Consider the following 24,697-nt stretch of genomic DNA (forward strand, 5'->3'; position numbering starts at 1 on the left):
GGACAAAAACTCCCGTCGGTTCCTGAACCAACCACAAAGGAGTGACCATGAAAATCGCCCTGGACCCTACCCCGTTCCACCACAGCCACAGCCTGCTGGAGTTTCCGCGCGTGGCCGCCGATCTTGGCTACAAGTACCTCCAACTGACCCCGCACGCCGACGTGATCCCGTTCTACAACCACCCCAAGGCCGACGATGAACTGGTGGTCCAGCTGAATAAGGCCTGCAAGGACGCCGGCGTCGAAATCGCCTCGGTGCTTCCGGTCCTGCGCTGGTCCGGCCCGGATGAGGATGCCCGCGAGGCTGCTGTGCGCTACTGGAAGCGCGCCATCCAGATTGCCGTGGACCTCGGCGTCAGCACCATGAACACCGAATTCAGTGGCCGGCCCGAAAAAGCCGAGGAATCCGAGCGCGCCTTCTACCGCTCCATGGAGGAGCTGCTGCCCATCATCGAGCGCGAAGGCCTGGATGTCCTGATCGACCCGCACCCGGACGACTTCGTCGAAGACGGCCTGGCGGCCATCCGCGTTATCCGGGGAGTGAACTCGCCCAACATCGGCATGGTCTACGTGGCCTCGCACTCGTTCCACATGGGCAACAAGCCGTTGGAGATCATGCGGGCCGCCGGGGACAAACTTCGCCTGGTCCATGTCTCTGACACGATGGACCACCATGCGTCCCACGGGCTGCGCTACATCACCAACCCGCCCGGAAACGCTGTGCGCGTGCACCAGCACCTGAAGATCGGCGACGGCGACGTCAACTGGGATGAGTTCTTTGGCGGCCTCAAGGAAATCGGCTTCCTGGACAAGGACAACACTGTGATGGTGTCCAGCGTCTTTGCCGAAGACGAGAACGCCGAGGACGTCTCCCGCTACCAGTTGGAGACGATGCGCAGTTACGTGGCCAAGGTTCAGTAGTGGCGGCGGAGACGGAACAGAACCAAACCACCCTGAATCACCCGGCCTCCGCCGGGGCCAGCGCACCAGGCACTGTAGGAACTGCCGGGCAGGCTGCGCCCACACAAGCGGACAAGCCCGCCAAGCCCGCCAACCCGAAAAAGTTCATGCGGAAGGTGGCGCTCTTCTCCACGTTCGGCGGACTGCTCTTCGGCTACGACACCGGCGTCATCAACGGTGCCCTGCCGTTTATGCAGCGGGACCTCGGCCTCACACCGTTGACCGAAGGGCTGGTCACCTCCACGCTCCTGTTCGGCGCGGCCTTCGGCGCCATCAGCGCAGGCCGGCTCTCGGACCGCTTCGGCAGGCGCAAGACCATCATGGGACTGGCCCTGATCTTCATCGTGGCCACCATCGCCTGCACCATCTCGCCGAGCACTGAACTGCTCATTGCGGCCCGGACCCTGCTGGGCCTGGCGGTGGGCGGCGCTTCCGTGATTGTCCCCGTGTACCTCGCGGAAATGTCGCCAGCGGCCCAGCGCGGCCGCATCGTCACGCAAAACGAACTGATGATCGTTACCGGCCAGTTCCTGGCCTTCACCTTCAACGCCGTGCTGGGCAACCTCTTTCCCGAAGAAACGCACGTCTGGCGGTGGATGCTGGTGATCGCCACGCTCCCTGCCGTCATCCTGTGGTTCGGGATGCTGGTCCTGCCGGAGAGCCCGCGCTGGCTGGCGTCGGCCGGCCGCTTCGGCGCGGTGCTGGAAGTACTGCGCTCCACCCGCGCTGCCGGCGACGTCTCAACGGAATTCGACGAGGTCCGGCAGGCAGCCCGCGAGGATTACCAGGCCAAGATGGGCACGTTCAAGGACCTCACCGTGCCGTGGATCCGCAGGATCTTCGTGGTGGGCCTCGGCATGGCCATCATCAACCAGATCAGCGGCGTCAACGCCATCATGTACTACGGGACGTCCATCCTGTCCTCGTCCGGATTCGGCGACCAGGGCGCCCTGATTGCCAACGTCCTCAACGGCGTCACTTCGGTGGCTGCCGTCGTCGTCGGCATGTATCTGATGACGCGGGTGCCACGCAAACCCATGCTGATTGTGGGACTGTGCGGCACGGCGTCGTCCCTGACGGCCATCGCGGTCATCTCCATGGCACTGCCGGAGAGCACGCTGCGCGGCTACCTGGTGCTGCTGTTCATGGTGACATTCCTGGCTTCCATGCAGGGCTGCATCGGCACCGTCACGTGGCTGACCATGTCCGAGATCTTCCCCATGCACGTCCGCGGTATCGCCATGGGCATCTGCGTCTTTGTGCTGTGGATGATCAACTTCCTGATTGGGTTCTTCTTCCCGCAGATGGTCTCGTGGATCGGTGTTTCGGCGACGTTCTTCATCTTCGTGGCACTGCAGCTGGGTGCCATTGTCTGGGTCAAGCGCGTCGTCCCGGAAACCAAGGACAAATCCCTGGAGGAGCTGGAGCACCTGTTCAAGCAGCGCTCAGGCGTGTCCGCCTAAGGTAACGCAAAAACGCCCGACGCCGGCCGGCGTCGGGCGTTTTTGCTGTCCCCTTTCGGGGGACTTCTCAGAGCGCTATCACCGCGTTCTCCAGCGCACCGCGGCGCGCCGCATCCAGCACCTCCAGCGTCCGGACTCCGTCCGCCGCCGGCACCGGCTCGGGGCCTTCGCCACGGACCGCCCGGGCGAACTCGGCATAGAAGCCGGCATAGTTCCCCTGCGCCGATGGTATGGTTTCGCGGCCACCCCTGGTGGACAGAGTGCCCCAGTGTTCCGGCGCGTCAATGCCCCACGTGGCCGGTTCCTCAATCGGACGGCGCCCTAGCATCAGGGCCTCCGCCTGAACGTCGGAACCTGATGCAACGTAGCTGCCCTTGCTGCCGTAGGCGCGCAGCTCCCTGGTGGCGGAATGGTTGAGTTTGCTGGCAGACACTGTGGAAACGGTTCCGGACGCATGCGTCATGGTGACCACAAAGCCGCAGTCCGTTCGCTCGCCGAAACGGTCCGTCCAGTCCAGCGTCGCGTGCACGTGGGTTGCCGGCCCCAACAGCCAGAGCATCTGGTCAACCAGATGGCTGCCGAGGTCGCGAAGGAGTCCGCCGCTGGCACCGAGCTCAAGGCTGTCAGCGTCGTCCTGATCCATGGTGGAGTGCACACGCCACGTCTCGCCCAGTTCGCCGGATCCCAAGACGTTGGCGAGCGTGAGGATATCCGCGTCTCGGCGGCGGTTGTGGAAAACGTTGAGGACAACGCCGGCCCGCGCGGCGGCCTCGGCCAGTTCACGCGCCGCCTGCGAAGTCGGGGCAAAGGGCTTGTCGGCCACCACGTGCACGCCTGCTTCGATGGCTTCCATGACCAGGTCATGGCGCGTGTGTGGCGGAGTGGTGATGGTTACCGCGTCCACACCGGCGGCAAGCATCTCGCTTAGGCTGTCATACACGGGAAGTCCTGGGAAATCTGCTTCCACCTCGGCCTTCTTCGCAGCCGAGCGGGCCACGATTCCCACGAGCTCGATGTCCTCAGCCGCTTCGATAAATGGCGCATGGAAGTACTTTCCACCGGCTCCGTAGCCGACTATTCCAATCCGCATATTTCCTCTTCCTTCTCTGTCTGGGGGAATGCTCCGGAGACACAACAGCAGGGACGCCGCGAAAGCGACGCCCCTGCTGTCAGCCCGCGGGCCGTGGGTGGTTAAGCCGTCGGGTTCAGCGACGCGGCAAGCGCGGCATCAGCGTCGAGCAGGACCTGCGCCGCCACCTGCAGCCCTTCGATGCGGCCCAAGGAGGTGTCCTCGTGTTCGATGTTGACCAGCATGTCCGGATCCACTTCATGCAGCGCGCGCAGGAACTCGGTCCAGAAGGCTGTATCGTGCCCGCGGCCCAGGGCCACGAAGTCCCAGGCGGAGTTCTTCGGCCACTCATTGGCCCACTCGTCGCCACCGAGGTTGGTCCGGTTCTCCTCCGGCGAGAGCCGGCGGAAGCTGTTGTCGAGAACACCATAAAGCGCGGCGTTCGCGGTGTTGACCCGGACGTCCTTTGCGGCAGCCTGGAAGACCAGCGGGCCGAGTTCGCGGACCACCGCCACCGGATCCATCTGCTGCCAGAACAGGTGGGAGGCATCCAGCTCGACGCCGACATGCGTTGCGCCAGTGAGTTCGATGAGTTTGTGGACGTCAGCAGTGTTGAAGACGATGTTTTGCGGGTGCAGCTCCAAGGCCACCTTGACGCCGTGGTCAGCGGCGAGGCGGTCGGTTTCCTTCCAGAATTCCGCGGCGACGCCCCACTGGTAGTCCAGTACGTCCAGGGCCGCAGAGTTCCAGGCGTTGACCACCCAGTTGACGGTGCTTGCCCCGGGCTCGCCGCCGGGCAGGCCGGACATGGTCACCACACGGTTCTGTCCCAGCCGGTGCGCCAGCCGGATGGAGCGGCGGATGTCCTCGGCGTGTTTCTCCCCTATCTCCCGCTTGGGGTGCAGCGGGTTGCCGTTGCAGTTCAGGCCGGCGATCGAGACACCGGTTCCTTCGAAGATCGCCAGGTAGTCGTCGCGGGCGGCGTCGCTTGTGAGGATCTCATCGAAAGTGGGCACGTGGACGGCGGGCAGGAAGCCGCCCGTGTTGATCTCGATGCCTGTCAGGCCCAGGTCCCCGATGACCTTGAGGGCCTCGGGCAGGGCCCGATCATGCAGGATTGCGTTGTAGACGCCGAGTTTCATAGCGTGATCTTCTTTCCGTTGTTGAGCGCGGATTCGGTCACGGCGCCGAGAAGTTCCATGTTGCGCACGCCCTCATCGAACGTGGCGCAGCGGGGCAGTGACTCCGCTTCGCTGAGGCCGGCGACCTCTTCGAGGAAAGCGCGGGCCTGGTAGCCGAACGCGTCGTTCTGGCCGAAGCCCACCTCGGGGGCGTCCATGGCCAGCCCGCCGGTGATATAGGGGTGGCCCGGGCCGAGGATGACCTGGCGGTAGCCGTTCTCGTTGCCGGAGCCGTCGTTGAGGAACAGCTGGATTTCGGACGGGCGGCGCTGGTCGAACTTGGCCGCGCCGTTTTCGCAGAATACTTCGAAGTTGAGGCTGTTGGCGTGCCCGGCCGCGACGCGGGAAACTTCAAAGCTGCCCGCGCCGTTTTCGAATTCTGCGGAAAATGCTGCGTAGTCATCGTTCTCCACAGCCTCAAAGGTGTCGCTCACGGCTGCGTGATCGTGTCCCATGACGGCACCCAGCGGCAGGGGCCGCTTACCGATGACCGTACTCAGACGTCCCCCGGTGACGGACTTGATGTCGCCGCAGAGGAACTCGGAAACGTAGGCCAAGTGGCTTCCGACGTCGGCCAGCGCACCGGAGCCGGGGCCGCCCTTGTAGCGCCAGCTCATGGGGGCGGATGGGCTGAATCCGTAGTCAGTCCAGTAGCGGCCGCTGAAGTGCAGGACGTTGCCGAGGACGCCGGTGCGGATGAGGTCGCGGATGTAGGCGATGCCCGGCGTGCGGCGGAAAGTGAAGCCGATGCGCGCAATGGAGCCGGCGTTGCGGGCGGCCTCTGCCATGGCCCGGGCGTCTTCGAGCGAGTCACTCAGCGGCTTCTCGCACAGCACGTGCTTGCCGGCGGCCAGCAGGCCCTCCACCACTTCGCGGTGCAGCGAGTTCGCAATGACAACGCTGACGACGTCGATGTCGTCGGCTTCCGCAATAGCCTGCCACGACGTGTCATGGCGCTCGTAGCCAAAGCGGCGGGCAGCGAGGGAACCAAACTCGGCGTTCACATCACCTATCGAGACGAGGCGGACCTGGGGGAGGACCGGGCTGTAGAGGGTGGACGCTGTCCGGTAGGCCGCCGCGTGGGCCTTTCCGGCCATTCCTGCGCCGATGACCGCGACACCAAGGCTTTCAGCCATTGATTTCTCCTTTGAAATTCAGCCGCGGCGGGGGACACTCTGCGGCATTTTGTAGCGCTACAATTTTGTATGCTGACTTTGAGCGTAGTCATGTCTATATGTCCTGTCAATCATCCGTCGAAAGTTCCTGAGACCCCGGAAAGGCGGCCCCGATGACAGCGCGTAACCCTCAGGCCAGACGCCCCACCATCTACGATGTGGCCAAGCTGGCCGGCGTCTCGCCGTCGCTGGTTTCACTGGTGCTGCAGAACCCTGACAGGGTGAGCGAGAAGCGTCGTGAGGCCGTGCGGGCGGCCATCGCCGAGCTGGGATACCGTCCCAGCAGGGCGGCCACCACGCTCGCGAGCAGCAGGACCAAAAGCATCGGCCTGGTGATTGACGACTACCGGAACCTCTGGTTCGTTGACCTGCTCCGGGGGATGGAATCCGCGCTGACGGAGCATGGCTACCACGTGACGCTGGCCGATTCCCGGCCGGGGGAGAACCGCATCAAGGAAGCGGCTGACGGGCTGCTGGCCATGCATGTCGACGGCCTGGTGATCGCAGCGGAACCCGGCGGAACCGTGCTGACCGGCACCGGCGTTCCCACTGTGGTGGCGGGGTGGCGGAATGGAGTGCCCCCGAATGTGGACCTCATTACCAACGACGACGACGGCGGCGGCGCCCTCGCGGCGGACCACCTGCTGGGGCTTGGGCACACCAGGATAGGCCACCTCTCGGGTTCGGGCGGCGCAGCCGCCCATCGCCGGGCGGGCTTCGATGGCCGGGTCCGGCAGGCCGGTGCTGGCTTGTGGATTGCCGGGGAGGAGGGCGGCACCTCGGAGGAGGATGGTTATGCCTCGGCGTGCTGGCTGCTGGACCACTATCCGGAAACCACCGCGATTTTTGCCGCCAATGACACGATGGCCCTGGGCGCCTTTGGCGCCATCAAAGCCCGGGGTTTGGCGGTGCCGGCAGACATCTCCGTGATCGGCTACGACAATTCAACCCTGGCAAAGTCCCGTTACCTCGAGCTGACCTCGGTGGACAACCGCAGCGACCTGGTGGGCGTGGACGTGGCAAAAGCACTGCTGGAGCGAATCCAGGACCCCACAAAAGGACCGAAAAGAGAACTGATTAAGCCTTCGCTGGTTGTCCGCGGTACGACGGCACGGCCCTCCGCCTAGGACCTCGCTGGACTGAATCGACGTCAAAACATACTAATGTCAGGACAAAGTCTTGACATTCGTGAGCCAGATCACCATGATCGAGATAGACAGTGCTCCGGCGGCTGCAGAGTGGCAGCCCGGGGACTGAGAGATCAAAGGAGATTTAGGTGGCTAATTTTTCTTGGCGTAAGGCAGCTCTGGTTGCGGCAGTAGTGCCGATGATGGCCTTGGGCGCATGTTCAAGCACCGGTGGCAGGGCGCCTGACACCGGAGCCGGTGGTGGTGGCGGCCAGGTGGCCACGACAGAGCGGATGAAGATCGCTTTGATCGCCCATGCTCCCGCCGGCGACACGTTCTGGGACACCGTACGCAAGGGCGCCGAAGAGGCGGCCGCGAAGGACAACGTTGAACTGCTCTACACCTCCGACCCGGAGGCCGGCCGGCAGGCGCAGCTGATCGAGCAGGCCATCGACCAGAAAGTGGACGGCATCGCGGTTACCCTGGCGACGCCTGACGCTTTGAAGGAGGCGCTGAAGAAGGCCACGGCTGCAGGCATTCCGATTGTCAGCTTCAATGCCGGCGAAGCGGCCTCCGCCCAGTTGGGCGCTTTCACCCACTTCGGTTCCAATGAAAAGCTTGCCGGCGAGGCCGTGGGTTCACGGCTTGCAGACGGTGGTTACAAGCACCCGGTGTGCGTCATCCAGGCGCAGGGGCACGTGGGTCTCGAAGCCAGGTGTGCCGGTGTGAAAGCCAAGGTACCCGGCACCGAAATTCTGTACGTCAACGGAGCGGACATGACATCGGTGGAGTCGACGGCAACCGCGAAGCTGCAGGCATCCAAAGATGCTGATGTCATTATCGGCCTCGGTGCTCCCATCACCCTGACGCTCCTGAAGTCAGTGGCTACGGCCGGAAGTTCGGCCAAGGTTGCCAGCTTCGACCTGAACAAGGAGCTTGCCCAAAAGGTTTCCGACGGCAGCGTGCTGTTCACGGTGGACCAGCAGCCATGGCTCCAGGGCTACGGCGCTGTGGATGCTCTGTGGCAGAACAAGCGGGGCGGATTCAGGCTCGGCGGCGGACAGTCAGTCCTCACCGGTCCGGCCATCGTTGACCAGTCCAACGCGGCGGCTGTCCTGACGTTCGCCGAACAGGGTATCCGCTAACAGCCCGCTGGCCGGGCCGGTCACGGCCGGCCCGGCAGCAAGGAGAGTTCACATGACCATTACCCAGACCAAGATCAAATCACCTGCCACAGATGAGCGTGTGGCCAGGCGCAGTCCGTTGCAGAAGCTCCTCGGCCGGCCCGAGGTCGGTGCCCTGGTGGGCGCGATTGTCCTCTTCATCTTCTTTGCGTTGGTGTCTTCAACGTTTACCCAGCCCAATGCGCTGGCGACCATCCTGTATGGCAGTTCCACGATCGGGATCATGGCGGTGGGGGTGTCGCTGCTGATGATTGGCGGGGAGTTTGACCTTTCCACGGGTGTGGCGGTGATCTCCTCGGCCCTGACGGCGTCGATGTTCAGCTGGTACTTCAGCACGAACGTCTGGGTGGGGGTCCTCCTGGCCTTGCTGGTGTCGCTGGCCATCGGCTTCATCAACGGCTGGATCCTGATGAAGACCAAGCTCCCCAGCTTCATCGTCACCCTGGCCACGTTCCTGATGCTGACCGGCCTGAACCTGGGCCTGACCCGCCTGATCGGCGGCTCTGTTTCCTCCCCGTCGATCTCCACCATGGACGGCTTCGCCTCCGCCCGCGCCGTGTTCGCCTCATCCGTGACGATTGCCGGCATCGACGTGAAGATCACGGTGTTCATCTGGATCGCACTGGTCGCGGTCGCCACCTGGGTTCTGATGCGGACCCGGGTGGGAAACTGGATCTTCGCCGTCGGCGGGGACGAGAACGCGGCCCGCGCCGTGGGTGTCCCGGTCAAGGCCACCAAGATCGGCCTGTTCATGGGCGTGGGCTTCTGCGGCTGGATCCTGGGCATGCACAACCTCTTCGCCTTCGACACCGTGCAGTCCGGCGAAGGTGTGGGCAACGAGTTCCTCTACATCATCGCCGCAGTCATCGGCGGCTGCCTGCTCACCGGCGGCTACGGATCGGCCGTCGGCGGCGCGATCGGCGCGTTCATCTTCGGCATGGCCAACAAGGGCATCGTCTACGCCCAGTGGAACCCGGACTGGTTCAAGTTCTTCCTGGGCCTGATGCTGCTGCTGGCCACCATCGTCAACCTCATCGTCAAGCGCCGCGCGGAACTCAAGTAAGGGGCAACGGAACATGAATGCCAACAACATCGACCAGCAAACCCTGCTGCAAAACGAAAAAGACCCCCTCACCCACACCCCGGTGCACCTGCTCTCCCTCGAGGGGGTGGGCAAGCACTACGGAAACATCATCGCCTTGTCCGACGTCACCATGGCGGTGGACAACGGCCGCGTGACCTGCGTGCTGGGCGATAACGGCGCGGGCAAGTCAACGCTGATCAAGATCATCGCCGGGCTCCACCAGCACGACGCCGGAGTCCTGAACATCATGGGCGAGGAACGGAAGTTCAGCTCACCCCGGGAGGCCCTGGACGCCGGCATCGCCACCGTCTACCAGGACCTGGCGGTGGTGCCGCTGATGCCGATCTGGCGGAACTTCTTCCTCGGCTCGGAGCTCACGAGCGGGTTTGGCCCGTTCAAGAGCATGGACGTAGAAAAGATGAAGGCCATCACGCTCAAGGAACTCGCCGAGATGGGCATCGACCTGCGCGACGTGGAGCAGCCCATCGGCCAGCTCTCCGGCGGTGAACGCCAGTGCGTGGCGATCGCCCGGGCCGTGTATTTCGGCGCGAAGGTCCTGATCCTGGATGAACCCACCGCGGCCCTGGGCGTGAAACAGTCCGGCGTGGTGCTGCGCTACATCCTCCAGGCCCGTGACCGCGGCCTCGGGGTCATCTTCATCACCCACAACCCGCACCACGCCTTCCCCGTCGGGGACCGGTTCCTGCTGCTCAAACGCGGCAAGTCGATCGGCTACTACGACAAGAAAGACATCACCCTCGACGAACTCACCGCCCAAATGGCCGGCGGCGCCGAACTCGCCGAACTCGCCCACGAACTCGAACAACTCGGCGGCCACAGCGAAGCCCTCAAGGAAGTCCAGGCCGAGGTCGCCGAAGTCGCGGACACCGCTAACGCCGGCGGCCCGAAACACGCCTAGCGGCGGCGCCCGGCGGGGTGCTCCGGACACCCCTCCGGAGCGCCCCGCCATGCCTGTGCGCACCAACCATGCACACACGAAACGTTAACGAAGGGAACACCATGCCGATCCGGGTAGGCGTCATCGGCGCCGGAATCATGGGCGCGGACCACATCAGGAACCTCTCCACCAGCATCGGCGGCGCCGAAGTCACCTTTGTGGCAGATCTCGACGCCGACCGCGCCGCCGCGGCAGCGCCGCCGTCGGCACGCATCACCACTGACCCATCGGAGCTGATCAACTCCAGCGAGGTGGACGCCGTGGTGGTTGCCTCGCACGATTCCACCCACGCAGGCCTGGTCCTGGAGTGCTTCGAGGCGATGACCCCGGTCCTGTGCGAAAAGCCGCTGGCACCCACGGTCCTGGAAAGCCTGGAGGTGGTGGCCGCGGACGCCGACATGGTGGCCGCAACGGGAGCGTCCCTGCTTTCGCTCGGCTTCATGCGGCGCTTCGACCCGGGTTACGTGGCGCTGCGGCAGGCCGTGCAAGGCCGGGCGCAGGGCGAACCCCTGATGGTGCACTGTGTCAGCCGGAACGCTTCCGCGGCTCCCGGCGCCACTGCCGAATCGGCCATCACCAATTCGGCCATCCACGAGTTGGACATCATTCCCTGGCTGCTGGACTCGCCCATCACGGAGGTGTCATGGCAGGCCGGAAAGAGCACCCGGCAGGCGGACCCCGGACTGCGGGATCCTTCGTTTATGACGCTCCGGACCGCGGACGGAACCCTCACCACCCTGGAGCTGTTCCTGAATGCACAATACGGCTATACCACCCGCTGCGAGGTTGTTTCGGAACGCGGCACCACCGCCCTGCAGGATTCTGCCCTCCTGGGCCTCGAGCAGGAAGGGACCAGTCACTCACAGATCCCTGCGGACTGGCGCCCCCGGTTCGCCGACGCGTACCGGCTGCAGCTGCAGGCCTGGATTTCCGCGCTCGCCGCCGGTGAAAAGCCCTCCCTCGCCGGCGCGCGGGACGGACTCAACGCCTCGCTCGTTGCCCAAGCCATGATCCAGTCGCTGCACAGCGACGGTGCCGCCACGAAAGTCAGCTACGCATGACCGCTACAGCACTCCCACAGTCCCGCGTCCCCGACTCCTGTGACGCCCCCGTACTGCGCTGGGGAATCATGGGCCCGGGCTGGATTGCCGAACGCTTCACCGAATCCATCCAGGCGCACACCGGGCAGGTGATCGCCGCCGTCGGGTCCCGATCATTGAGCCGGTCCAAGGCATTCGCGGACACCTTCGACGTGCCGGCGGCGTACGGGAGCTATGAGGAACTGGCCGCCGCCCCTGACCTCGACATCGTCTACGTGTGCACCCCGCACACCGGCCACCATGCGGCCGCGGTACTGGCTATCGACGCCGGCAAACACGTCCTGATCGAAAAGCCGATCGGGCTCAACGCAGACCAGGCACGGGACATCGCCGCCCGGGCCGAAACCGCCGGGGTATTCGCCGCAGAGGCCATGTGGACGTTCTTCCTGCCCAAGTTTGATGTGATTCGGCAGATCCTGGACGCCGGCACCCTGGGGACTATCACCACGGTTGTCGCGGAGTACGGCGAGCACTTCGACCCCTCCCACCGGATCTTCAATCCGAAACTGGCCGGCGGCCCGCTGCTTGACCTGGGCACCTACCCACTGGCCCTGGTCACCGAGGTGCTGGGCAGCCCGCTGCAACTGGCCGCCCTCGGGCAGCCTCACGAGTCCGGGGTCAACGCCCAGTTGTCCGCCATCATGCAGTTCGACGGCGGCGCCCAGGCCGTGGTGAACACTCATGTTCATAACTTCACGCCCACAGCTGCGACGGTAGTAGGCACCGAGGCCACCCTGACCATCGACGGGCCTTTCAACATGCCCGGCGGGTTCGAGGTCCGCTTCCCCGACGGAACGCGCCTGCGCCATGATGAACCAGCCGGCGGCCACTTCGAAGGCCTGCACTACGAGGCCGCGGCAGTTGCACGCGCGATTGCCGCTGGCGGCACGGAAGCTAACCAACGGACACTGGCGGCCTCCATCCGCACCCTGGAAGTGGCAGACGAGATCCGCCGCCAACTCGGCGTCGTGTTCCCCGGCGAAGCAGCCACTGCGGGCCGCACCGCCCGGCACTGAACCACCCCCAACTACTGATCCACCAACACGCTACGACCACCGAAAGGACCAGCCCATGGCTTACCTCGCACAGAACCCTGCTCCAATTCCGGTACCAGTCCGCATCGGGCTCATCGGTTCGGGCTGGATGGGCGCGTTCCACGCTGAAAGTATCGCCCGCCGTGTCCCGGACGCGGTACTCACAGCCATTGCCGACCCCAACCTCGAATCCGCCGGGGCGCTCGCAGCGTCGCTCGGCATAGCCAAGGTCACGGCCAGCGCGGACGACATCCTGGCCGATCCCGAGATCGATGCCGTGATCATCGCGAGCCCGGCCCGCTTCCACGCCGCACTGATCAGCCAGGCCGCCGCGGCCGGCAAACATGTGTTCTGCGAGAAGCCCGCCGGCCAGGGCCTGGATGAGCTCGACGCCGCCATCGGCGCCGTGGAGGCTGCCGGCGTGCACTTCCAGATCGGCTTTAACCGCCGGTACGCGGAAGACTTTCAGGCCGCCAAGAAGGACCTGGCCGCCGGGATAGCCGGCCAGCCACAGCTCCTGCGCTCGCTGACGCGCGATCCGGGCACCGGCAGTATCCCGCACGCAGCAAGGGTCCCGGCCTGGACCATCTTCCTCGAAACCCTCATCCACGACTTCGACACCCTGAACTGGTTCAACGAAGGCGCCGAGCCCGTGGAGGTCTACGCCGTGGCCGACGCCCTCGTGGAACCCGGTCTGCGCGACCATGGCTTCCTGGATACCGCAGTGGTCACCATCCGTTACAGCAACGGAGCCATCGCCGTGGCAGAAGCGAACTTCAGCGCCCTCTACGGCTACGACGTCCGCGGCGAGGTCTTCGGTTCCAAAGGCATGGTCCAGGCCGGCCGCGCCACGGAAACTGCGGCCCGCCGCTACACCGCCGACGGCCTCGCGGCAGACACCCCGCGGCTCAACGTGGAACTCTTCCGGGACGCCTACACCGATGAACTCGCCGACTTCGCCGCTGTGGTGAGGTCCCGGCGCGACGGTACGCCGCCGCCGTCCGGCGATTTCACGCTCACGCCCGGAACCGCAGACGCCCGCCGCGCCCTCGCCGTGGCACTGGCCTGCATCGAATCCGTCAAGCAGCGCGGCCCGGTGGCTGTCCCTGCCCGCACCAAGGCCGGAGTCTGATGCGGCTGGCCGTTTGCGCGGAGATGGTGTTCACCGATCAGCCCTTCGTCGAACGCGTGCGGCGCATCCACAACGCGGGATTCGACGTGGAGCTGTGGGATTCCCGCACCAAGGACCTCAGGGCGCTCAAGGCGACCGGCGCCGTGTTTTCCTCCATGACGGGATACACCGCCGGCAGCCTGGTGGACCCCGACACCGCCGATGACGTGGTCCGGACTGCTGAGTCGCTGATCCCCACTGCCCTGGAGCTCGGTGTCAGCCGCATGGTGGTGCACTCCGCGGAACTGGTGGACGGCAAGGCCGCTCGTCCCGTTTTCCGTCCAACCGGCCGGATGTGGAGTACCGGGGCCCGGACCCTGGAACGCCTCGGCGCGCTGGGGGAGAAGCACCAGGTGACCTTCTGCCTGGAGAACCTGAACACCATCCTGGACCACCCCGGCATCCCGCTCGCCCGCGCCAAGGACACGCTGGCCCTGGTGGAAGCCGCCGGGCACGCCAACGTGAAGCTCATGCTGGACCTCTATCACGCACAGCTGGGGGAGGGGAACCTCATTGAACTGGTGCGGAGCGCACTGCCGCACATCGGCGAAATCCAGGTGGCGGATGTCCCGGGCCGCTGTGAGCCCGGAACCGGCGAAATCAACTATCAGGCAGTCGCCCGGGCGCTCGCCGAGGCCGGCTATGACGGAACCGTCGGCATGGAGGCCTGGGCCAGCGGCGACAGCGAAGCGGCACTGGATGCCTTCCGGGCGGCCTTCACCGGCGCGCCCCGGTCCATGCGCACTACTACTTACGAAGGAACACTATGAAGGATGTCATTCTTGGCCTGGTTGGAGTGGGGCGCATCGGCGTTATGCACGCCAACAACATCGCTGCGCTCAACGGAGTCCTCAACCCGCGCGGAATCAATGTCCGGCTCAGGCTAACGGACGTTGCCGCCGACCACGCACGCAATATCGCCGCAGGCCTCGGTGCCGAGTTCCTGCCCTCGGTGGCGGACCTGATCGCCTCCGGCGTGGACGGCCTGGTCATCGCCACGGGAACCGGGACCCACCCGGAACTCATCCGCGCCGGAGTGGACGCAGGTATTCCGGTGTTCTGCGAGAAGCCCGTGGCCATGAACGTAGCCGATGCCCTGCCGGTGCTGGACTATATCAGGGACAACAACGGCGTGGTGCAGATCGGCCACCAGCGCCGCTTCGACGCCGGCTACCTCGAAGCCAAACGCGCCTACCAGGCCGGCGAGCTGGGCTGGATCCACTCGCTGCGCGCCGTCACCTGCGACATGACGCCGCCGCCCGTGGAATTCCTGGCGACATCGGGTGGACTGTTCCGCGACTGCTCGGTCCACGATTTCGACATCCTGCGCTGGCTGACCGGCCGCGAGATCGTGGAGGTCTATGCGAAGGGCTCCAACAACGGTGACCCGGCCATCGGCGAAGTGGGTGACGTGGACACGGCCCTGGCTGTTATTACTTTCGACGACGGCACGGTGGGAACGGTCTCCGCCAGCCGCTACAACGGGGCCGGCCACGATGTCCGCCTGGAGATCCAGGGCTCCAGCCGCTCGGTCATGGTGGGCCTGGACGGGAAGTCCGCCCTGGCCTCGGCCGAAGCCGGCATCACCTTCCCCGCCGGGGAACCGCACCAGACCTTTGCCGAGCGCTTCGACCAGGCATACCGCTCCGAGATGGCAGCGTTTGTGGAATTGATCCTGGGCGAGCGCGGGAACCCGTGCACGCCCGAGGACGCCGTGGCAGCATCCCGGGTGGCCGATGCCGCCCAGGAGTCGCTGGCAACCGGTGCCCCGGTGAAGGTGGCGCTCAAGGTGGCCAGCTGAGTCTCGCGCCACAAAAAAGTGCCCCTTCCTGAACCTCGCGGTTTTCAGGAAGGGGCACTTCTTTTGTGCTGCAGGAACCCGGGCTAGGCTCCGAACGGCAGCCGGGGGTCGATGTCCTGCCCGTCCCAGCTCTGCCGCACCCAGCCGTGGTGGGGGTCGTCGCTGATCAGCCATTCGCGCACAGGGCCGGGTCCGGCCATCACGTTCAGGTAGTACATGTCGTAGCCGGGTGCCGCCATGGCGGGGCCGTGCCAGCCGTAGGGGACCAGCACCACGTCGCCGGTGCGGACTTCTGCGGACACGTCGATGGGGCGGTCGTCTGAGGCGTAGACGCGCTGGTAGCCGATGGCGTCGGCGTCGGCAGGTGCCCCGGAGCCGGCGGCAACCTGCGTCTCGAAGTAGTAGATCTCCTCGAGGTTCGTTTCGCCGTCCTTCTCCTCATCGTGCTTGTGCGGGGGATAGGAGGACCAGTTGCCGGCGGGTGTGAGGACCTCGCAGACGATAAAGCGGTCCGCGTCCAGGGCTGCCGGCGTGCCGAAGTTGTGGACCTGGCGGGAGCAGTTGCCGGCGCCGCGCAGTTCCACGGGTGTCTCAGCGGCGGTGACAAGGCGGGTGGGGTACGAGGCCTGCGCCGGGGCGGTTGCGACCGCTACGCGGCCACCGTCGGCCGAGCTGATGGTGACGGCCTTGCCGGTGCCCGAATACAGGACGTCGCTGGGACCGTGGAACACCGAGCGCCGCCCCGCCAGGGGGTAGTCGACGCCGTCCACGGTGACGGTGAAGGCGCCGTTGAGTGGAACCACAATGCGTTCCTCGGCCGCCGCGGGAAGTTCGACGGCGGCACCAGTTGCCAGGGTGGCGACCTTCAGGCCGGTGTGGGCCCAGCCGTCCACGGCCGTGGCGGAATCGGAGGTTCCGAGCGAGATGTCCCAGCCGCCGTCGGTGGCGGAGCCCAGGGGGTAGACCCAGTTGGTCATGGCAGAAATCCTTGCGTTAGCGCTGTACGAGTGTCATTTCAAAGCTGTAGGAATCGGCGCGGTAGACGTGGTGGCCGGTCTCGACGCGGCGGCCGGTATCGTCCACAGCGGTGCGTTCCATGGTCACCAGGGCCGAGTTCACTTCGGTCTCGAGCAGGGGCGCCTGGTAGTCATTGGCGATCATCGCGCCGATCCGCTGGGTGGCCAGGCGGAAGTTGACGCCGCCCCGGCGCAGGATGGCGTAGAGGCCCTCGGCGGCCAGCATGGCTTCGTCCATGGTGGTGATGTCATCGCGGACCCAGTTCTCCATCAGCGCCAGGGGCTTGCCGCCCACTTTGCGCAGGCGGGTGAAGTGGTAGACCTTGGAGCCGGCCGGAAGTTGCAGCGTGGCCAGGGTGGGGGCGTCGGCCTCCATGTGGGAGAAGCTCAGTACCTCGGTGGTGGGTTTTTTGCCGTTGTTGGTGAGGTCATCAAACAGGCTGGAGAGCTCCAGCGGGCGGCGGACCTGGCTGGAGACCACCTGTGTTCCCACACCGCGCTTGCGGACCAGCAGGCCGGAGCGGACCAGTTCGTCCATGGCCTTGCGCATGGTGGGCCGGGACAGGTTGAGCTGCGCCGCGAGGTCGATTTCGTTGTCCAGCCGGCTGCCCGGTTCCAGGACTCCGCTGTGGATGGCCGCCTCGATGCCCTGGACCACCTGGTGGTACAGGGGTATGGGGGAGGACCGGTCGATGTTGAGACCAAGTTGATTCGCCACTGAATGTTCCCCGTGTTCCAGGCCCAATCCCGGCCAACGTCCGCATCAAGACGTGCCGAGCATGTCACCCTTTGTTCTTTTGATAGGACATACTTCCTTTTCTCGATAGTAGCAGGCGTCCAGTGAGGGTCAAGGGGGTGGAATCGGCTAGTTGGTGGCGAAATTGCCGGTATCAATGTCCTGACGTCAGCCCAGATAATTCTGGAAGTGGGGTTTCCCGCTGCATCCGCGGACGACGGTGGACAGTCACCTTCGCCGGGAAGGTGACCGTCCGCCGTCGTACTTTTGAGGTCTTAGACTTTCGCGCCGCTCAGCAGTTCGTCGAGCCGCTCGTAGCCCTCGGTCATGCCACCCTCCATGCCCGACTGGGCCATGCCGTCGCGTGCCTCCAGGCTGGGGTAGACGGAGTGGCCCCGCAGGCGGGTGCGTCCGTTGCCGAGGTCCTCAAAGGTCATGAATTCGAGGCTGACCACGTCCGGGTAGCCGCCGAATTCGAAGGTCTGGATGGCGAATTCGTTCTCGCGGACCGTGTGGAAGATGCCCTTGAACTCGTAAGGCACCCCTTCAGGACCAGTGTGCAGGTAGCTGTAACTGCCGCCGGTGCGGAAGTCATAGTGGTCGATGTCCATCTTGTAGCCCCGCGGGCCCAGCCACTGGGTGATCAGGTTGGGGTCCTTGTGGGCGCGAAAGACGTCAGCAACCGGGAAATCGAACTCCCGGTCGTAGTCGATAAAGGGGAGTCCTTCAGGAACGCTGAGGTTCAGTGGATTGCTCATGATGCTTCCTTGGGGTGTGCGCCGCCGTTTGCGGCATTGGATCGGAGCACGGCGTCCAGGCTGCGGAACTGCTCCTCGCGGACCAACCGGTACTGGTCGATCCACGCTGTGAGCGCCTCCAGCCGTGCGGGATTCAGGTGGACGGGCCGGCGTTGGGCGTCGCGTGTGCGCGTGACGAGCCCTGCCTGCTCAAGGACCTGGATGTGCTTCGAGACCGCCTGCTTGGTGATCGCGAAGGGTTCCGCCAATTCGTTGACTGTGGCCTGCCCCCGGCTGAGCCGGGCGATGATCTGCCGCCGCACGGGATCGGCCAGGGCCATAAAGGCCGAGTCCAGGGTGCCGTCGTCGGAGGTCATCGTGGTGCGGACCTTTCCTGCCAAATCAACCCTTCCATGATCAACCTATTCATTGATCAACTGATTGATTGATTAATAATCTATGCCTGATCGGGCCTGCGGTCAAGGAGTTTTTGTCCCAGATAATGCCGCCTGTGACGTGTTGATTGGGCATTATCTGGACAAAAACTCGACGCGGGGTTGGGCGCAGGAGGCGCCGTGTCGGGTTACGAGGCCGTCGCGTGGAGCCGCGGCAGCGCGTCGACCAGGGTTGCGAGCTCCGGAATTTCCTGCGCCTCGGCCAGCGCGCGTTCCAGGGTGGCGTCGTGGACCGGCCGGGCTTCCTCCAGCAGGGCGACGCCGCTGGCGGTGAGCTCCGTGTAGATTCCGCGCCGATCGTCGGCGCAGAGGATTCGGGTCAGGAGGCCACGGTCTTCGAGCCGGTTGACCAGCCGGGTGGTAGCGCTGGCGCTGAGGGCAGTGGCGCGCGCCAGCTGCTGCATCCGCATGTGCCAGCCGTCCTGCCGGCTGAGCGCGTCCAGGACGGTGTACTCCACTACGGACAGTTTTGATTCGGACTGCAGCGAGCGCTCCAGCTCGCCTTCAATCAGGCCATGCAGTGCCGCCAGCGTGCGCCAGCCCTGGGCGCGAACCTCGACGGCGTCGTCCTTGATGCCCATTTTCCTGTCCTTTCCCGTTGCATGCAGGGACGCCTGAGGCATGAACCGGCACACATATCAAAGTAGTTGCTTGCGCGCTGTATCCGCTCGTGCAACAATAAATAACGCGTCTGCAACTACTAGCTTACGCTTCCTATCTCTTCCCGTACATTCTCAAAGGAGCACACCCATGCCCATCGGCCTGATAGCCCTCGCCCTCGGCGGGTTCGGCATCGGACTCACCGAGTTCGTCATCATGGGCCTCCTCCCCGAGGTGGCCGCCGACTTCCAGGTCAGCGAGGCCACGGCAGGCTGGCTGATCTCCGGTTACGCCCTCGCCGTCGTGGTGGGTGCCTTACTGCTCACTGCGGCGGTGACACGCTTCGAACGCAAGCCCGTTCTCGCCGTCCTGCTCGTGCTGTTCATCGCCGGCAACCTGATCTCAGCCATCGCCCCCGGTTACGGCATGATGATGCTGGGCCGCATTATCGCAGCCCTGGCCCATGGCGCCTTCTTCGGGATCGGTGCCGTGGTGGCCGCGGACATGGTGGCACCCACCAAGAAGGCCGGCGCCATCGCCATCATGTTCACCGGGCTCACCGCCGCCAATGTCCTGGGCGTACCGTTCGGCACCATGCTGGGGCAGGCTGCCGGGTGGCGCTCCACGTTCTGGGCCATCACCGTCATTGGTGTCATCGCCCTCGCGGGAATTCTCGTCCTGGTGCCCAAGACCGGCCACGGCGACACTGTGCCGGGATCCCTGCGTACTGAACTGCGCGCCTTCCGGTCCGGCCAGGTGTGGCTCTCCATCCTGGTGACCATCCTCGGCTACGGCGGGATGTTTGGCGCCTTCACCTATATCGCCTTCACGCTTACCGAGGTTTCAGGCTTCGCGGCGTCCACCGTGCCGTGGCTGCTTATCGTCTTCGGGGTTGGCCTGTTCATCGGCAACACCATCGGCGGCAAGGCCGCGGACCGCAACGTGGACCGCACCCTGGTTGTTGTCCTTGCTGTGCTGGTGGTGGTGCTCGTCGGCTTTGCCCTCACCGCAGGCAACCAGGTGCTCACCGTGGCCTCCATCATCCTGATGGGCGGCTTCGGATTCGCCACTGTTCCCGGCCTGCAGATGAGGGTGATGAAGTACGCGGCCGGCGCACCCACCCTTGCCTCGGGTGCCAACATCGGCGCCTTCAACGTGGGCAACGCCCTCGGCGCCTGGCTCGGTGGCGTAACCATCACCGCCGGACTCGGCTACACCTCACCCATCTGGGCCGGTGCCGGCATCACCCTGCTCGGGCTCGCCGTGATGATCGTCGCCGCCGCCGGAGCCAAGCGGACTGCTGCACGGACCGCCGCACGGCAAGCGTCCGCCCAGGAAACATCCACTGCAGGGCAGGTGCCGTCTGCACCCGGCGCGCCTGCCACCGTCGAACGCGCAGACGCCCTGCTCTAGCTATTCCACGACCGCAACACACCACCCAACCAAGGAGACCCCATGACTTCCATACCCACCACCACAGCCATCCCGGCGATAACCCTCAACAACGGCGTACGCATGCCGCAGCTTGGGTTCGGCGTCTTCCAGGTGTCCGACGACGACACCACCGCAGCCGTCAGCCTCGCCCTGGCAGCTGGTTACCGGAGCATCGACACCGCGGCGATCTACGGCAACGAGGCGGGCACTGGACGCGCCATCGCAGAGTCTGGCATCGACCGCGCAGAGCTGTTCATCACGTCCAAGCTCTGGGTGGCCGACCTCGGCTACGACGCCACCCTGGCCGCCTTCGACGCCAGCCTGGAGAAACTGGGGCTGGATTACCTGGACCTCTACCTCATCCACTGGCCCGCGCCGGCAACAGACCTGTACCTCGAGTCCTGGCGGGCGCTGGAGAAGCTGCTTGCCGACGGCAAAGTCCGGACCATCGGGGTGTCCAACTTCCTTCCCGAGCACCTGCAGAAGGTCATCGACCTGGGCGGCACGGTGCCGGCAGTCAACCAGATCGAACTCCACCCCGCCCTCCAGCAGCGTGACATTGCCGCTTTCAACACTGCCCATGGGATCGTCACTGAGGCTTGGAGCCCGCTTGCCCAGGGCGCGGTGCTGGCAGATCCGGCTGTTGCCGACATCGCGGCCCGGCACGGCGTGAGTCCCGCGCAGGCCATTCTGCGCTGGCACCTGCAGCAAGGGAGGATCATCATCCCCAAGTCGGTGACCCCGGAGCGGATCCGGGAGAACCTGGACGTCTTTGGCTTCGGCCTGACCGCGGACGAACTGTCCGTAATCGACGCCCTCGAGCGGGACGGCCGCACAGGTCCGCACCCGGCCGAGTTCAACGGCTAGGACGTCCTCGCCGCGGTGCCAGTCGCTGCTGACTGGGCCGGCCCCGCGGGAAGGCAGCCCCGCGTGACCAGCCCAGCCCCGTCTGACTAGGCTGGCGCCGCGGGAAGGCAGCCCCGCGTGACCAGCCCGGCCCCGTCTGACTAGGCTGGCGCCGCGCCTGACTAGGCTGGGGGAATGAATAACCGATACCTGGTGTCCCGTGAGCGCTTCATTCCCGCAGCACCGGCTGGGATCTTCGAGGTGCTGGCCACGCCGGCCCTGCACAGCGTGATTGACGGCTCCGGCACCGTCAAGGGCGCCCAGCCCCGGGGCCCGGAACGGCTGGATCTCGGCGCCCGGTTCGGCATGGAAATGAACATGGCCGTGGACTATAAGATCCTGAACACGGTTTGCGAGTTCGAGGAAGGACGGCGCATCGCGTGGCGCCACTTCTACGGCCACGTCTGGCGCTACGTCCTGGAACCCACCACCGACGACGCCGGCAACCCCGGGACGCGCGTCACCGAACAGTGGGACGCCAGGGCAGTCCGGGCCAAGTTCTTACTCCGGCTGGCAGGCTACCTGCGCCGCCACCCGGCCAGCATCGAGAAGACCCTGCTTCGGCTGGAGCATCATCTGACGGTCACCGCCGGAGCAGCAAGCTAGGTCGGCGGCATGAACCCCTCCGGCGGCCTTGCTCCCAGCCCGCGGACCCTTGAGGTCGAAAGCCTCGATGTCTTCGACCGCCTGGTCGCGGCAGGGGCCGTGGCCATGCGCGGCTGGCACGCCCAGTCGCTGGACCTCCGGGGCCGAAAGGCGGCGCTGGGGACCCTGGACGTGGAAGGCGCCATCTTCCTCGGCTGCACCTTCGACCCCGGGGTGGAGGATGGCCTTCGGCACCGCGGCGCACTGATCTTTCCCAGGCTGGAGGGTGTGCCGTTCGATGCCTACCGGGGCCGGCTGTACACGCCGCAGGAACTCTACGCGGGGCTGGAAACGAGGCCTTACGAGGAACTTCCGGATGCGCTCGTGTATCAGTGGAGCATCAGCCCGGCGCAGCGGCACCGGCTGGACGCCACGCTGGCTTCGGCGCTGCATGACCACGCCATCGGCGATGCCTTGGAGGAATTCAGGCGCTCGGACCTCTCCGCAGGCCGGACCACCGTGGGGGTAATGGGCGGGCACGCCGCACAACGGGGCACCCCGGAGTTCGCCCAGGCAGCGCAACTCGGCCGGCTCCTCGCACAGTCCGGGCGGATGGTGGCCACGGGCGGAGGCCCGGGCGCCATGGAAGCCGCCAACCTGGGCGCCTACCTCAGCCACATCCCGGACCGCGACTTTGAAGAGGCGCTGGCGGGGCTGCAGTCCGTCCGCGGGTTCCGCCCCTCGGTCTCCGCGTGGGCACGTGAGGCGGCCGCTGTCGTCGAACGCTATCCGGACGGTACTCCGTCGCTGGGAATCCCCACGTGGTTCTACGGGCACGAGCCGCCCAACTACTTCGCCACGCACATCGCAAAATACTTCGCCAACGCCATCCGCGAGGCCATCCTGCTGGAACTCTGCGACGGCGGCATCATCTTCCTGCCGGGAGCTGCGGGCACGGTGCAGGAGATCTTCCAGGACGCCTGCGAGAACTACTACAGCGCCCGCGAAGCCATCACGCCGATGGTGCTGGTTGGCAGGCGGTATTGGGAGACGGAATTACCCGCGTGGCCGATGCTCCGGAAACTGGCTGCGGGACGGCCCATGGCGGACCGGATTTTCCTGGTGGACAGTGTGCCTGAGGCGCTCGCCGTGCTGGGCGGCTAGCCCACCACGGTGCCGAAGGCGAGTCCCAGCACGTAGGTCACGGCGGCGGCTCCCAGGCCGATAGCCAGCTGGCGCAGACCGCGCGTCAGTGGCGACGTCCCGGACAGCAGGCCAACGATTCCGCCGGTCACCAGCAGCGCCAACCCCACGAGTACCGCGGCGACAACCAGCGCGGGCACTCCGGTCAGGCCGAACAGGAACGGCAGGATGGGGACCACGGCGCCGGAAGCGAAGAAGCAGAAGCTGGACAGCGCCGCCCCCCACGCGGTTCCCACGGCTTCGTGCTCGTCTTCCGCCTGGGGCAGTTCGGGCTGGAGGGACAGGCTGGGATCGCAGTCGCAGCTGAGCCGGCCGATGCGTTCGGCAACGCGGTGCTCGGCGGCCTCGTGGGACATCCCGCGCGCCAGGTAGACGAGCAGGAGTTCGTTGTGTTCGATGTCCAGTTTTGGGGCCGCTGCGAGCGTGATCTGGGTGGGTTTGGTGGCGGCCAGCAGCTCACGCTGGGAACGCACGGAAACAAACTCTCCCGCCGCCATGGACATGGCACCGGCGAGGAGCCCGGCCACCCCGCTCAGCAGCACCACGCTGCTGGCCACGCCGGAAGCGGCCATGCCCATCACCAGTGAGAGGTTGCTGACCAGGCCATCGTTGGCGCCAAAGACGGCCGCCCGGAACGTCCCGGCAAGCCGGTTGCGCCCCCTGGTTGCCAGACCGCGGACCACTTCCTCGTGAATCTGTTCGTCTGCGGCCATGGCGTCCGTGGCGTTCGGATCCATGGCGTAGGGGGAGCGGCCTTCGGCGCGCTGGGCCAGGGCCAGGACAAAGACAGAGCCGAAATGGCGGGCCAGGAAGCCCAAGAGCTGGCTGCGGAGGGACGCCGGCCGGGACTTTTGTGCGTGCTCACCAAGGAGCTTGAGCCAGTGGGCCTCGTGCCGGCCTTCGGCTTCGGCCAGGGCCAGCAGGATCTCGCGCTCTTCGCCCTCGCGGTTCTGCGCGAGATCGCGGTAGACGGCGGCTTCTGCACGTTCGTCCGCGAGGTACTGGCGCCACCGGCGGATGTCGGCCGGTGTGGGGGTCGCTTGGTTTTCCGCAGGCTGGGCCTGGCTTGAATGGGCGTGCTGAGACACGGGAGCTCCTGTGCTGGATGGGGCATGGTTCGGCCCCATTGCAGAGCCAGCTTACCGCGGAATTCCGCGGATTTTCGGCTGGCAAACCTCACTGCAGAGTTTCGGGTTCCCTTAATTTCAGCCGTTCCGGAGATGCTTCCGGGGTGGTTCCAAATACCCTTGACCGGGCGGGGAGCCGGTGCTGTGATGAAGGTGTGGAGCCCGCCGGCGACCACCCGCAAGAGCACGTCAGGCGATCAAACGGAGGTTGAATCATGAACACCACCGGACAGCAACCGGACATGCCGCACCTCGAGGCTGTTGAATCGGATCCCGCATACGACTACGCCGAGGATGTCCCCATCAGCGAGGACGATTGGGACGCAGAGGACGAATTCCTGGACGGGGAAGAAGTAGTGGTTGTCCCCACGCCTCCCGTGGAGGTCGACGCTGAGGAGCGCGTGGTTCCCCTGGATGACGACGAGTTCCGCGACACTGAATAGCGAAACTGAGCAGAACGCACGACGGCGGCACTTACGGTTCGTTGAACGCGAACCGGAAGGCGAATTCAGGGGGTCGTTGCAACACCGTTGGTGTTAGTTGGTCAAGAGTAGGTCACGCAGGCGCTCGGCTGGGGTATCCCAGTCGAGCG

25 protein-coding genes are annotated in these 24,697 nt (G+C 65.5%); 16 read left to right on the forward strand and 9 right to left on the reverse strand.

Annotation, left to right across the window (positions count from 1 at the left end; all coding sequences use genetic code 11):
* The first annotated feature begins 47 nt into the window (after positions 1-47).
* Entirely contained in the window at positions 48-920 is an 873-nt protein-coding gene (locus J2808_RS20290; RefSeq protein ID WP_309820254.1) for a sugar phosphate isomerase/epimerase family protein, read from the forward strand.
* Positions 920-2,422 carry a sugar porter family MFS transporter gene (locus J2808_RS20295; protein ID WP_309820258.1) on the forward strand — a complete coding sequence of 501 codons (1,503 nt, stop codon included), beginning with the start codon at positions 920-922 and terminating at the stop codon, positions 2,420-2,422. The genes J2808_RS20290 and J2808_RS20295 overlap by 1 nt, the downstream gene beginning before the upstream one ends.
* A 67-nt stretch (positions 2,423-2,489) precedes the next feature.
* Here J2808_RS20295 and J2808_RS20300 read toward each other — a convergent pair whose 3' ends face one another.
* From J2808_RS20300 to J2808_RS20310, 3 genes are all read right to left on the reverse strand, one after another.
* Complete coding sequence (locus J2808_RS20300) at positions 2,490-3,512, reverse strand: Gfo/Idh/MocA family oxidoreductase (protein WP_309820261.1); 1,023 nt, start codon at positions 3,510-3,512, stop codon at positions 2,490-2,492.
* A 101-nt stretch (positions 3,513-3,613) separates the two neighbouring features.
* Positions 3,614-4,633, reverse strand: coding sequence for a sugar phosphate isomerase/epimerase family protein (locus tag J2808_RS20305; RefSeq protein ID WP_309820264.1), 1,020 nt, complete (start codon positions 4,631-4,633; stop codon positions 3,614-3,616).
* Positions 4,630-5,808, reverse strand: coding sequence for a Gfo/Idh/MocA family protein (locus J2808_RS20310; RefSeq protein WP_309820266.1), 1,179 nt, complete (start codon positions 5,806-5,808; stop codon positions 4,630-4,632). Before J2808_RS20310 ends, J2808_RS20305 begins: the two co-directional genes overlap by 4 nt.
* Before the next feature lie 152 nt (positions 5,809-5,960).
* On the opposite strand from J2808_RS20310, the gene J2808_RS20315 reads away from it, so the two are divergent.
* The 9 genes from J2808_RS20315 to J2808_RS20355 all read left to right on the forward strand — a co-directional run bounded on the left by J2808_RS20315 (position 5,961) and on the right by J2808_RS20355 (position 15,306).
* Positions 5,961-6,974, forward strand: a complete 1,014-nt coding sequence (locus tag J2808_RS20315) for a LacI family DNA-binding transcriptional regulator (RefSeq protein ID WP_309820269.1) — start codon at positions 5,961-5,963, stop codon at positions 6,972-6,974.
* A 149-nt stretch (positions 6,975-7,123) separates the two neighbouring features.
* Positions 7,124-8,119, forward strand: coding sequence for a substrate-binding domain-containing protein (locus J2808_RS20320; RefSeq protein ID WP_309820270.1), 996 nt, complete (start codon positions 7,124-7,126; stop codon positions 8,117-8,119).
* 52 nt (positions 8,120-8,171) lie between these two features.
* Entirely contained in the window at positions 8,172-9,221 is a 1,050-nt protein-coding gene (locus J2808_RS20325) for an ABC transporter permease (protein WP_309820272.1), read from the forward strand.
* 13 nt (positions 9,222-9,234) lie between these two features.
* Positions 9,235-10,161, forward strand: coding sequence for an ATP-binding cassette domain-containing protein (locus J2808_RS20330; RefSeq protein ID WP_309820274.1), 927 nt, complete (start codon positions 9,235-9,237; stop codon positions 10,159-10,161).
* Positions 10,162-10,262: 101 nt separating this feature from the next.
* Positions 10,263-11,261, forward strand: a complete 999-nt coding sequence (locus tag J2808_RS20335) for a Gfo/Idh/MocA family oxidoreductase (protein WP_309820275.1) — start codon at positions 10,263-10,265, stop codon at positions 11,259-11,261.
* A complete protein-coding gene (locus J2808_RS20340; RefSeq protein ID WP_309820277.1) occupies positions 11,258-12,316 on the forward strand; it encodes a Gfo/Idh/MocA family protein in 1,059 nt (352 codons plus the stop codon). The genes J2808_RS20335 and J2808_RS20340 overlap by 4 nt, the downstream gene beginning before the upstream one ends.
* A 55-nt stretch (positions 12,317-12,371) precedes the next feature.
* The gene (locus tag J2808_RS20345) at positions 12,372-13,466 is read left to right on the forward strand and encodes a Gfo/Idh/MocA family oxidoreductase (protein WP_309820280.1); all 1,095 of its coding nucleotides are present in this window, start codon (positions 12,372-12,374) and stop codon (positions 13,464-13,466) included.
* Positions 13,466-14,275 (forward strand): TIM barrel protein, encoded by an 810-nt coding sequence (locus J2808_RS20350; protein WP_309820282.1) that lies wholly within the window; start codon positions 13,466-13,468, stop codon positions 14,273-14,275. The genes J2808_RS20345 and J2808_RS20350 overlap by 1 nt, the downstream gene beginning before the upstream one ends.
* A complete protein-coding gene (locus tag J2808_RS20355; RefSeq protein ID WP_309820285.1) occupies positions 14,272-15,306 on the forward strand; it encodes a Gfo/Idh/MocA family oxidoreductase in 1,035 nt (344 codons plus the stop codon). Before J2808_RS20350 ends, J2808_RS20355 begins: the two co-directional genes overlap by 4 nt.
* An 83-nt stretch (positions 15,307-15,389) precedes the next feature.
* On the opposite strand, the gene iolB is transcribed toward J2808_RS20355, so the two are convergent.
* The 5 genes from iolB to J2808_RS20380 form a co-directional block, all read right to left on the reverse strand.
* Entirely contained in the window at positions 15,390-16,283 is an 894-nt protein-coding gene (gene iolB / locus J2808_RS20360) for a 5-deoxy-glucuronate isomerase (RefSeq protein ID WP_309820286.1), read from the reverse strand.
* A 16-nt stretch (positions 16,284-16,299) separates the two neighbouring features.
* Positions 16,300-17,040 carry a GntR family transcriptional regulator gene (locus tag J2808_RS20365; RefSeq protein ID WP_309820288.1) on the reverse strand — a complete coding sequence of 247 codons (741 nt, stop codon included), beginning with the start codon at positions 17,038-17,040 and terminating at the stop codon, positions 16,300-16,302.
* A 293-nt stretch (positions 17,041-17,333) separates the two neighbouring features.
* Positions 17,334-17,816 (reverse strand): SRPBCC family protein, encoded by a 483-nt coding sequence (locus J2808_RS20370; RefSeq protein ID WP_309820291.1) that lies wholly within the window; start codon positions 17,814-17,816, stop codon positions 17,334-17,336.
* Positions 17,813-18,172, reverse strand: coding sequence for an ArsR/SmtB family transcription factor (locus J2808_RS20375; protein ID WP_309820293.1), 360 nt, complete (start codon positions 18,170-18,172; stop codon positions 17,813-17,815). The genes J2808_RS20370 and J2808_RS20375 overlap by 4 nt, the downstream gene beginning before the upstream one ends.
* 206 nt (positions 18,173-18,378) lie before the next feature.
* Entirely contained in the window at positions 18,379-18,831 is a 453-nt protein-coding gene (locus J2808_RS20380; protein ID WP_309820295.1) for a MarR family winged helix-turn-helix transcriptional regulator, read from the reverse strand.
* Between the two features lie 169 nt (positions 18,832-19,000).
* Between J2808_RS20380 and J2808_RS20385 the strand changes: the two genes are divergently transcribed.
* The 4 genes from J2808_RS20385 to J2808_RS20400 all read left to right on the forward strand — a co-directional run bounded on the left by J2808_RS20385 (position 19,001) and on the right by J2808_RS20400 (position 22,939).
* Entirely contained in the window at positions 19,001-20,263 is a 1,263-nt protein-coding gene (locus tag J2808_RS20385; RefSeq protein WP_309820297.1) for an MFS transporter, read from the forward strand.
* Between the two features lie 42 nt (positions 20,264-20,305).
* Positions 20,306-21,151 carry an aldo/keto reductase gene (locus J2808_RS20390; protein WP_309820299.1) on the forward strand — a complete coding sequence of 282 codons (846 nt, stop codon included), beginning with the start codon at positions 20,306-20,308 and terminating at the stop codon, positions 21,149-21,151.
* Positions 21,152-21,325: 174 nt separating this feature from the next.
* Positions 21,326-21,796, forward strand: coding sequence for an SRPBCC family protein (locus tag J2808_RS20395; RefSeq protein ID WP_309820301.1), 471 nt, complete (start codon positions 21,326-21,328; stop codon positions 21,794-21,796).
* Between the two features lie 9 nt (positions 21,797-21,805).
* Positions 21,806-22,939 (forward strand): LOG family protein, encoded by a 1,134-nt coding sequence (locus J2808_RS20400; protein ID WP_309820304.1) that lies wholly within the window; start codon positions 21,806-21,808, stop codon positions 22,937-22,939.
* Here J2808_RS20400 and J2808_RS20405 read toward each other — a convergent pair.
* The gene (locus J2808_RS20405) at positions 22,936-24,066 is read right to left on the reverse strand and encodes a VIT1/CCC1 transporter family protein (RefSeq protein WP_309820306.1); all 1,131 of its coding nucleotides are present in this window, start codon (positions 24,064-24,066) and stop codon (positions 22,936-22,938) included. The two genes, J2808_RS20400 and J2808_RS20405, sit on opposite strands and share 4 nt — an antisense overlap.
* A gap of 254 nt (positions 24,067-24,320) precedes the next feature.
* Between J2808_RS20405 and J2808_RS20410 the strand changes: the two genes are divergently transcribed.
* On the forward strand, positions 24,321-24,548 hold the full coding sequence (locus J2808_RS20410; RefSeq protein ID WP_309820308.1) for a hypothetical protein: 228 nt from the start codon (positions 24,321-24,323) through the stop codon (positions 24,546-24,548).
* Positions 24,549-24,697: the final 149 nt, after the last annotated feature.

This window comes from Pseudarthrobacter sulfonivorans (assembly GCF_031454915.1).
Classification (GTDB): Bacteria; Actinomycetota; Actinomycetes; order Actinomycetales; family Micrococcaceae; genus Arthrobacter; species Arthrobacter sulfonivorans_C.

Excerpts from the sequence above, each read along its gene's own strand:
- J2808_RS20345 (WP_309820280.1), top strand. The coding sequence starts at position 12,372 with ATGGCTTACCTCGCACAGAACCCTGCTCCAATTCCGGTACCAGTCCGC.
- J2808_RS20350 (WP_309820282.1), top strand. The coding sequence starts at position 13,466 with ATGCGGCTGGCCGTTTGCGCGGAGATGGTGTTCACCGATCAGCCCTTC.
- J2808_RS20325 (WP_309820272.1), top strand. The coding sequence starts at position 8,172 with ATGACCATTACCCAGACCAAGATCAAATCACCTGCCACAGATGAGCGT.
- iolB (WP_309820286.1), bottom strand. The coding sequence starts at position 16,283 with ATGACCAACTGGGTCTACCCCCTGGGCTCCGCCACCGACGGCGGCTGG.
- J2808_RS20380 (WP_309820295.1), bottom strand. The coding sequence starts at position 18,831 with ATGGGCATCAAGGACGACGCCGTCGAGGTTCGCGCCCAGGGCTGGCGC.
- J2808_RS20330 (WP_309820274.1), top strand. The coding sequence starts at position 9,235 with ATGAATGCCAACAACATCGACCAGCAAACCCTGCTGCAAAACGAAAAA.
- J2808_RS20385 (WP_309820297.1), top strand. The coding sequence starts at position 19,001 with ATGCCCATCGGCCTGATAGCCCTCGCCCTCGGCGGGTTCGGCATCGGA.
- J2808_RS20340 (WP_309820277.1), top strand. The coding sequence starts at position 11,258 with ATGACCGCTACAGCACTCCCACAGTCCCGCGTCCCCGACTCCTGTGAC.
- J2808_RS20300 (WP_309820261.1), bottom strand. The coding sequence starts at position 3,512 with ATGCGGATTGGAATAGTCGGCTACGGAGCCGGTGGAAAGTACTTCCAT.
- J2808_RS20315 (WP_309820269.1), top strand. The coding sequence starts at position 5,961 with ATGACAGCGCGTAACCCTCAGGCCAGACGCCCCACCATCTACGATGTG.
- J2808_RS20390 (WP_309820299.1), top strand. The coding sequence starts at position 20,306 with ATGACTTCCATACCCACCACCACAGCCATCCCGGCGATAACCCTCAAC.
- J2808_RS20375 (WP_309820293.1), bottom strand. The coding sequence starts at position 18,172 with ATGACCTCCGACGACGGCACCCTGGACTCGGCCTTTATGGCCCTGGCC.
- J2808_RS20410 (WP_309820308.1), top strand. The coding sequence starts at position 24,321 with ATGAACACCACCGGACAGCAACCGGACATGCCGCACCTCGAGGCTGTT.
- J2808_RS20370 (WP_309820291.1), bottom strand. The coding sequence starts at position 17,816 with ATGAGCAATCCACTGAACCTCAGCGTTCCTGAAGGACTCCCCTTTATC.
- J2808_RS20395 (WP_309820301.1), top strand. The coding sequence starts at position 21,326 with ATGAATAACCGATACCTGGTGTCCCGTGAGCGCTTCATTCCCGCAGCA.
- J2808_RS20310 (WP_309820266.1), bottom strand. The coding sequence starts at position 5,808 with ATGGCTGAAAGCCTTGGTGTCGCGGTCATCGGCGCAGGAATGGCCGGA.
- J2808_RS20335 (WP_309820275.1), top strand. The coding sequence starts at position 10,263 with ATGCCGATCCGGGTAGGCGTCATCGGCGCCGGAATCATGGGCGCGGAC.
- J2808_RS20290 (WP_309820254.1), top strand. The coding sequence starts at position 48 with ATGAAAATCGCCCTGGACCCTACCCCGTTCCACCACAGCCACAGCCTG.
- J2808_RS20355 (WP_309820285.1), top strand. The coding sequence starts at position 14,272 with ATGAAGGATGTCATTCTTGGCCTGGTTGGAGTGGGGCGCATCGGCGTT.
- J2808_RS20400 (WP_309820304.1), top strand. The coding sequence starts at position 21,806 with ATGAACCCCTCCGGCGGCCTTGCTCCCAGCCCGCGGACCCTTGAGGTC.
- J2808_RS20305 (WP_309820264.1), bottom strand. The coding sequence starts at position 4,633 with ATGAAACTCGGCGTCTACAACGCAATCCTGCATGATCGGGCCCTGCCC.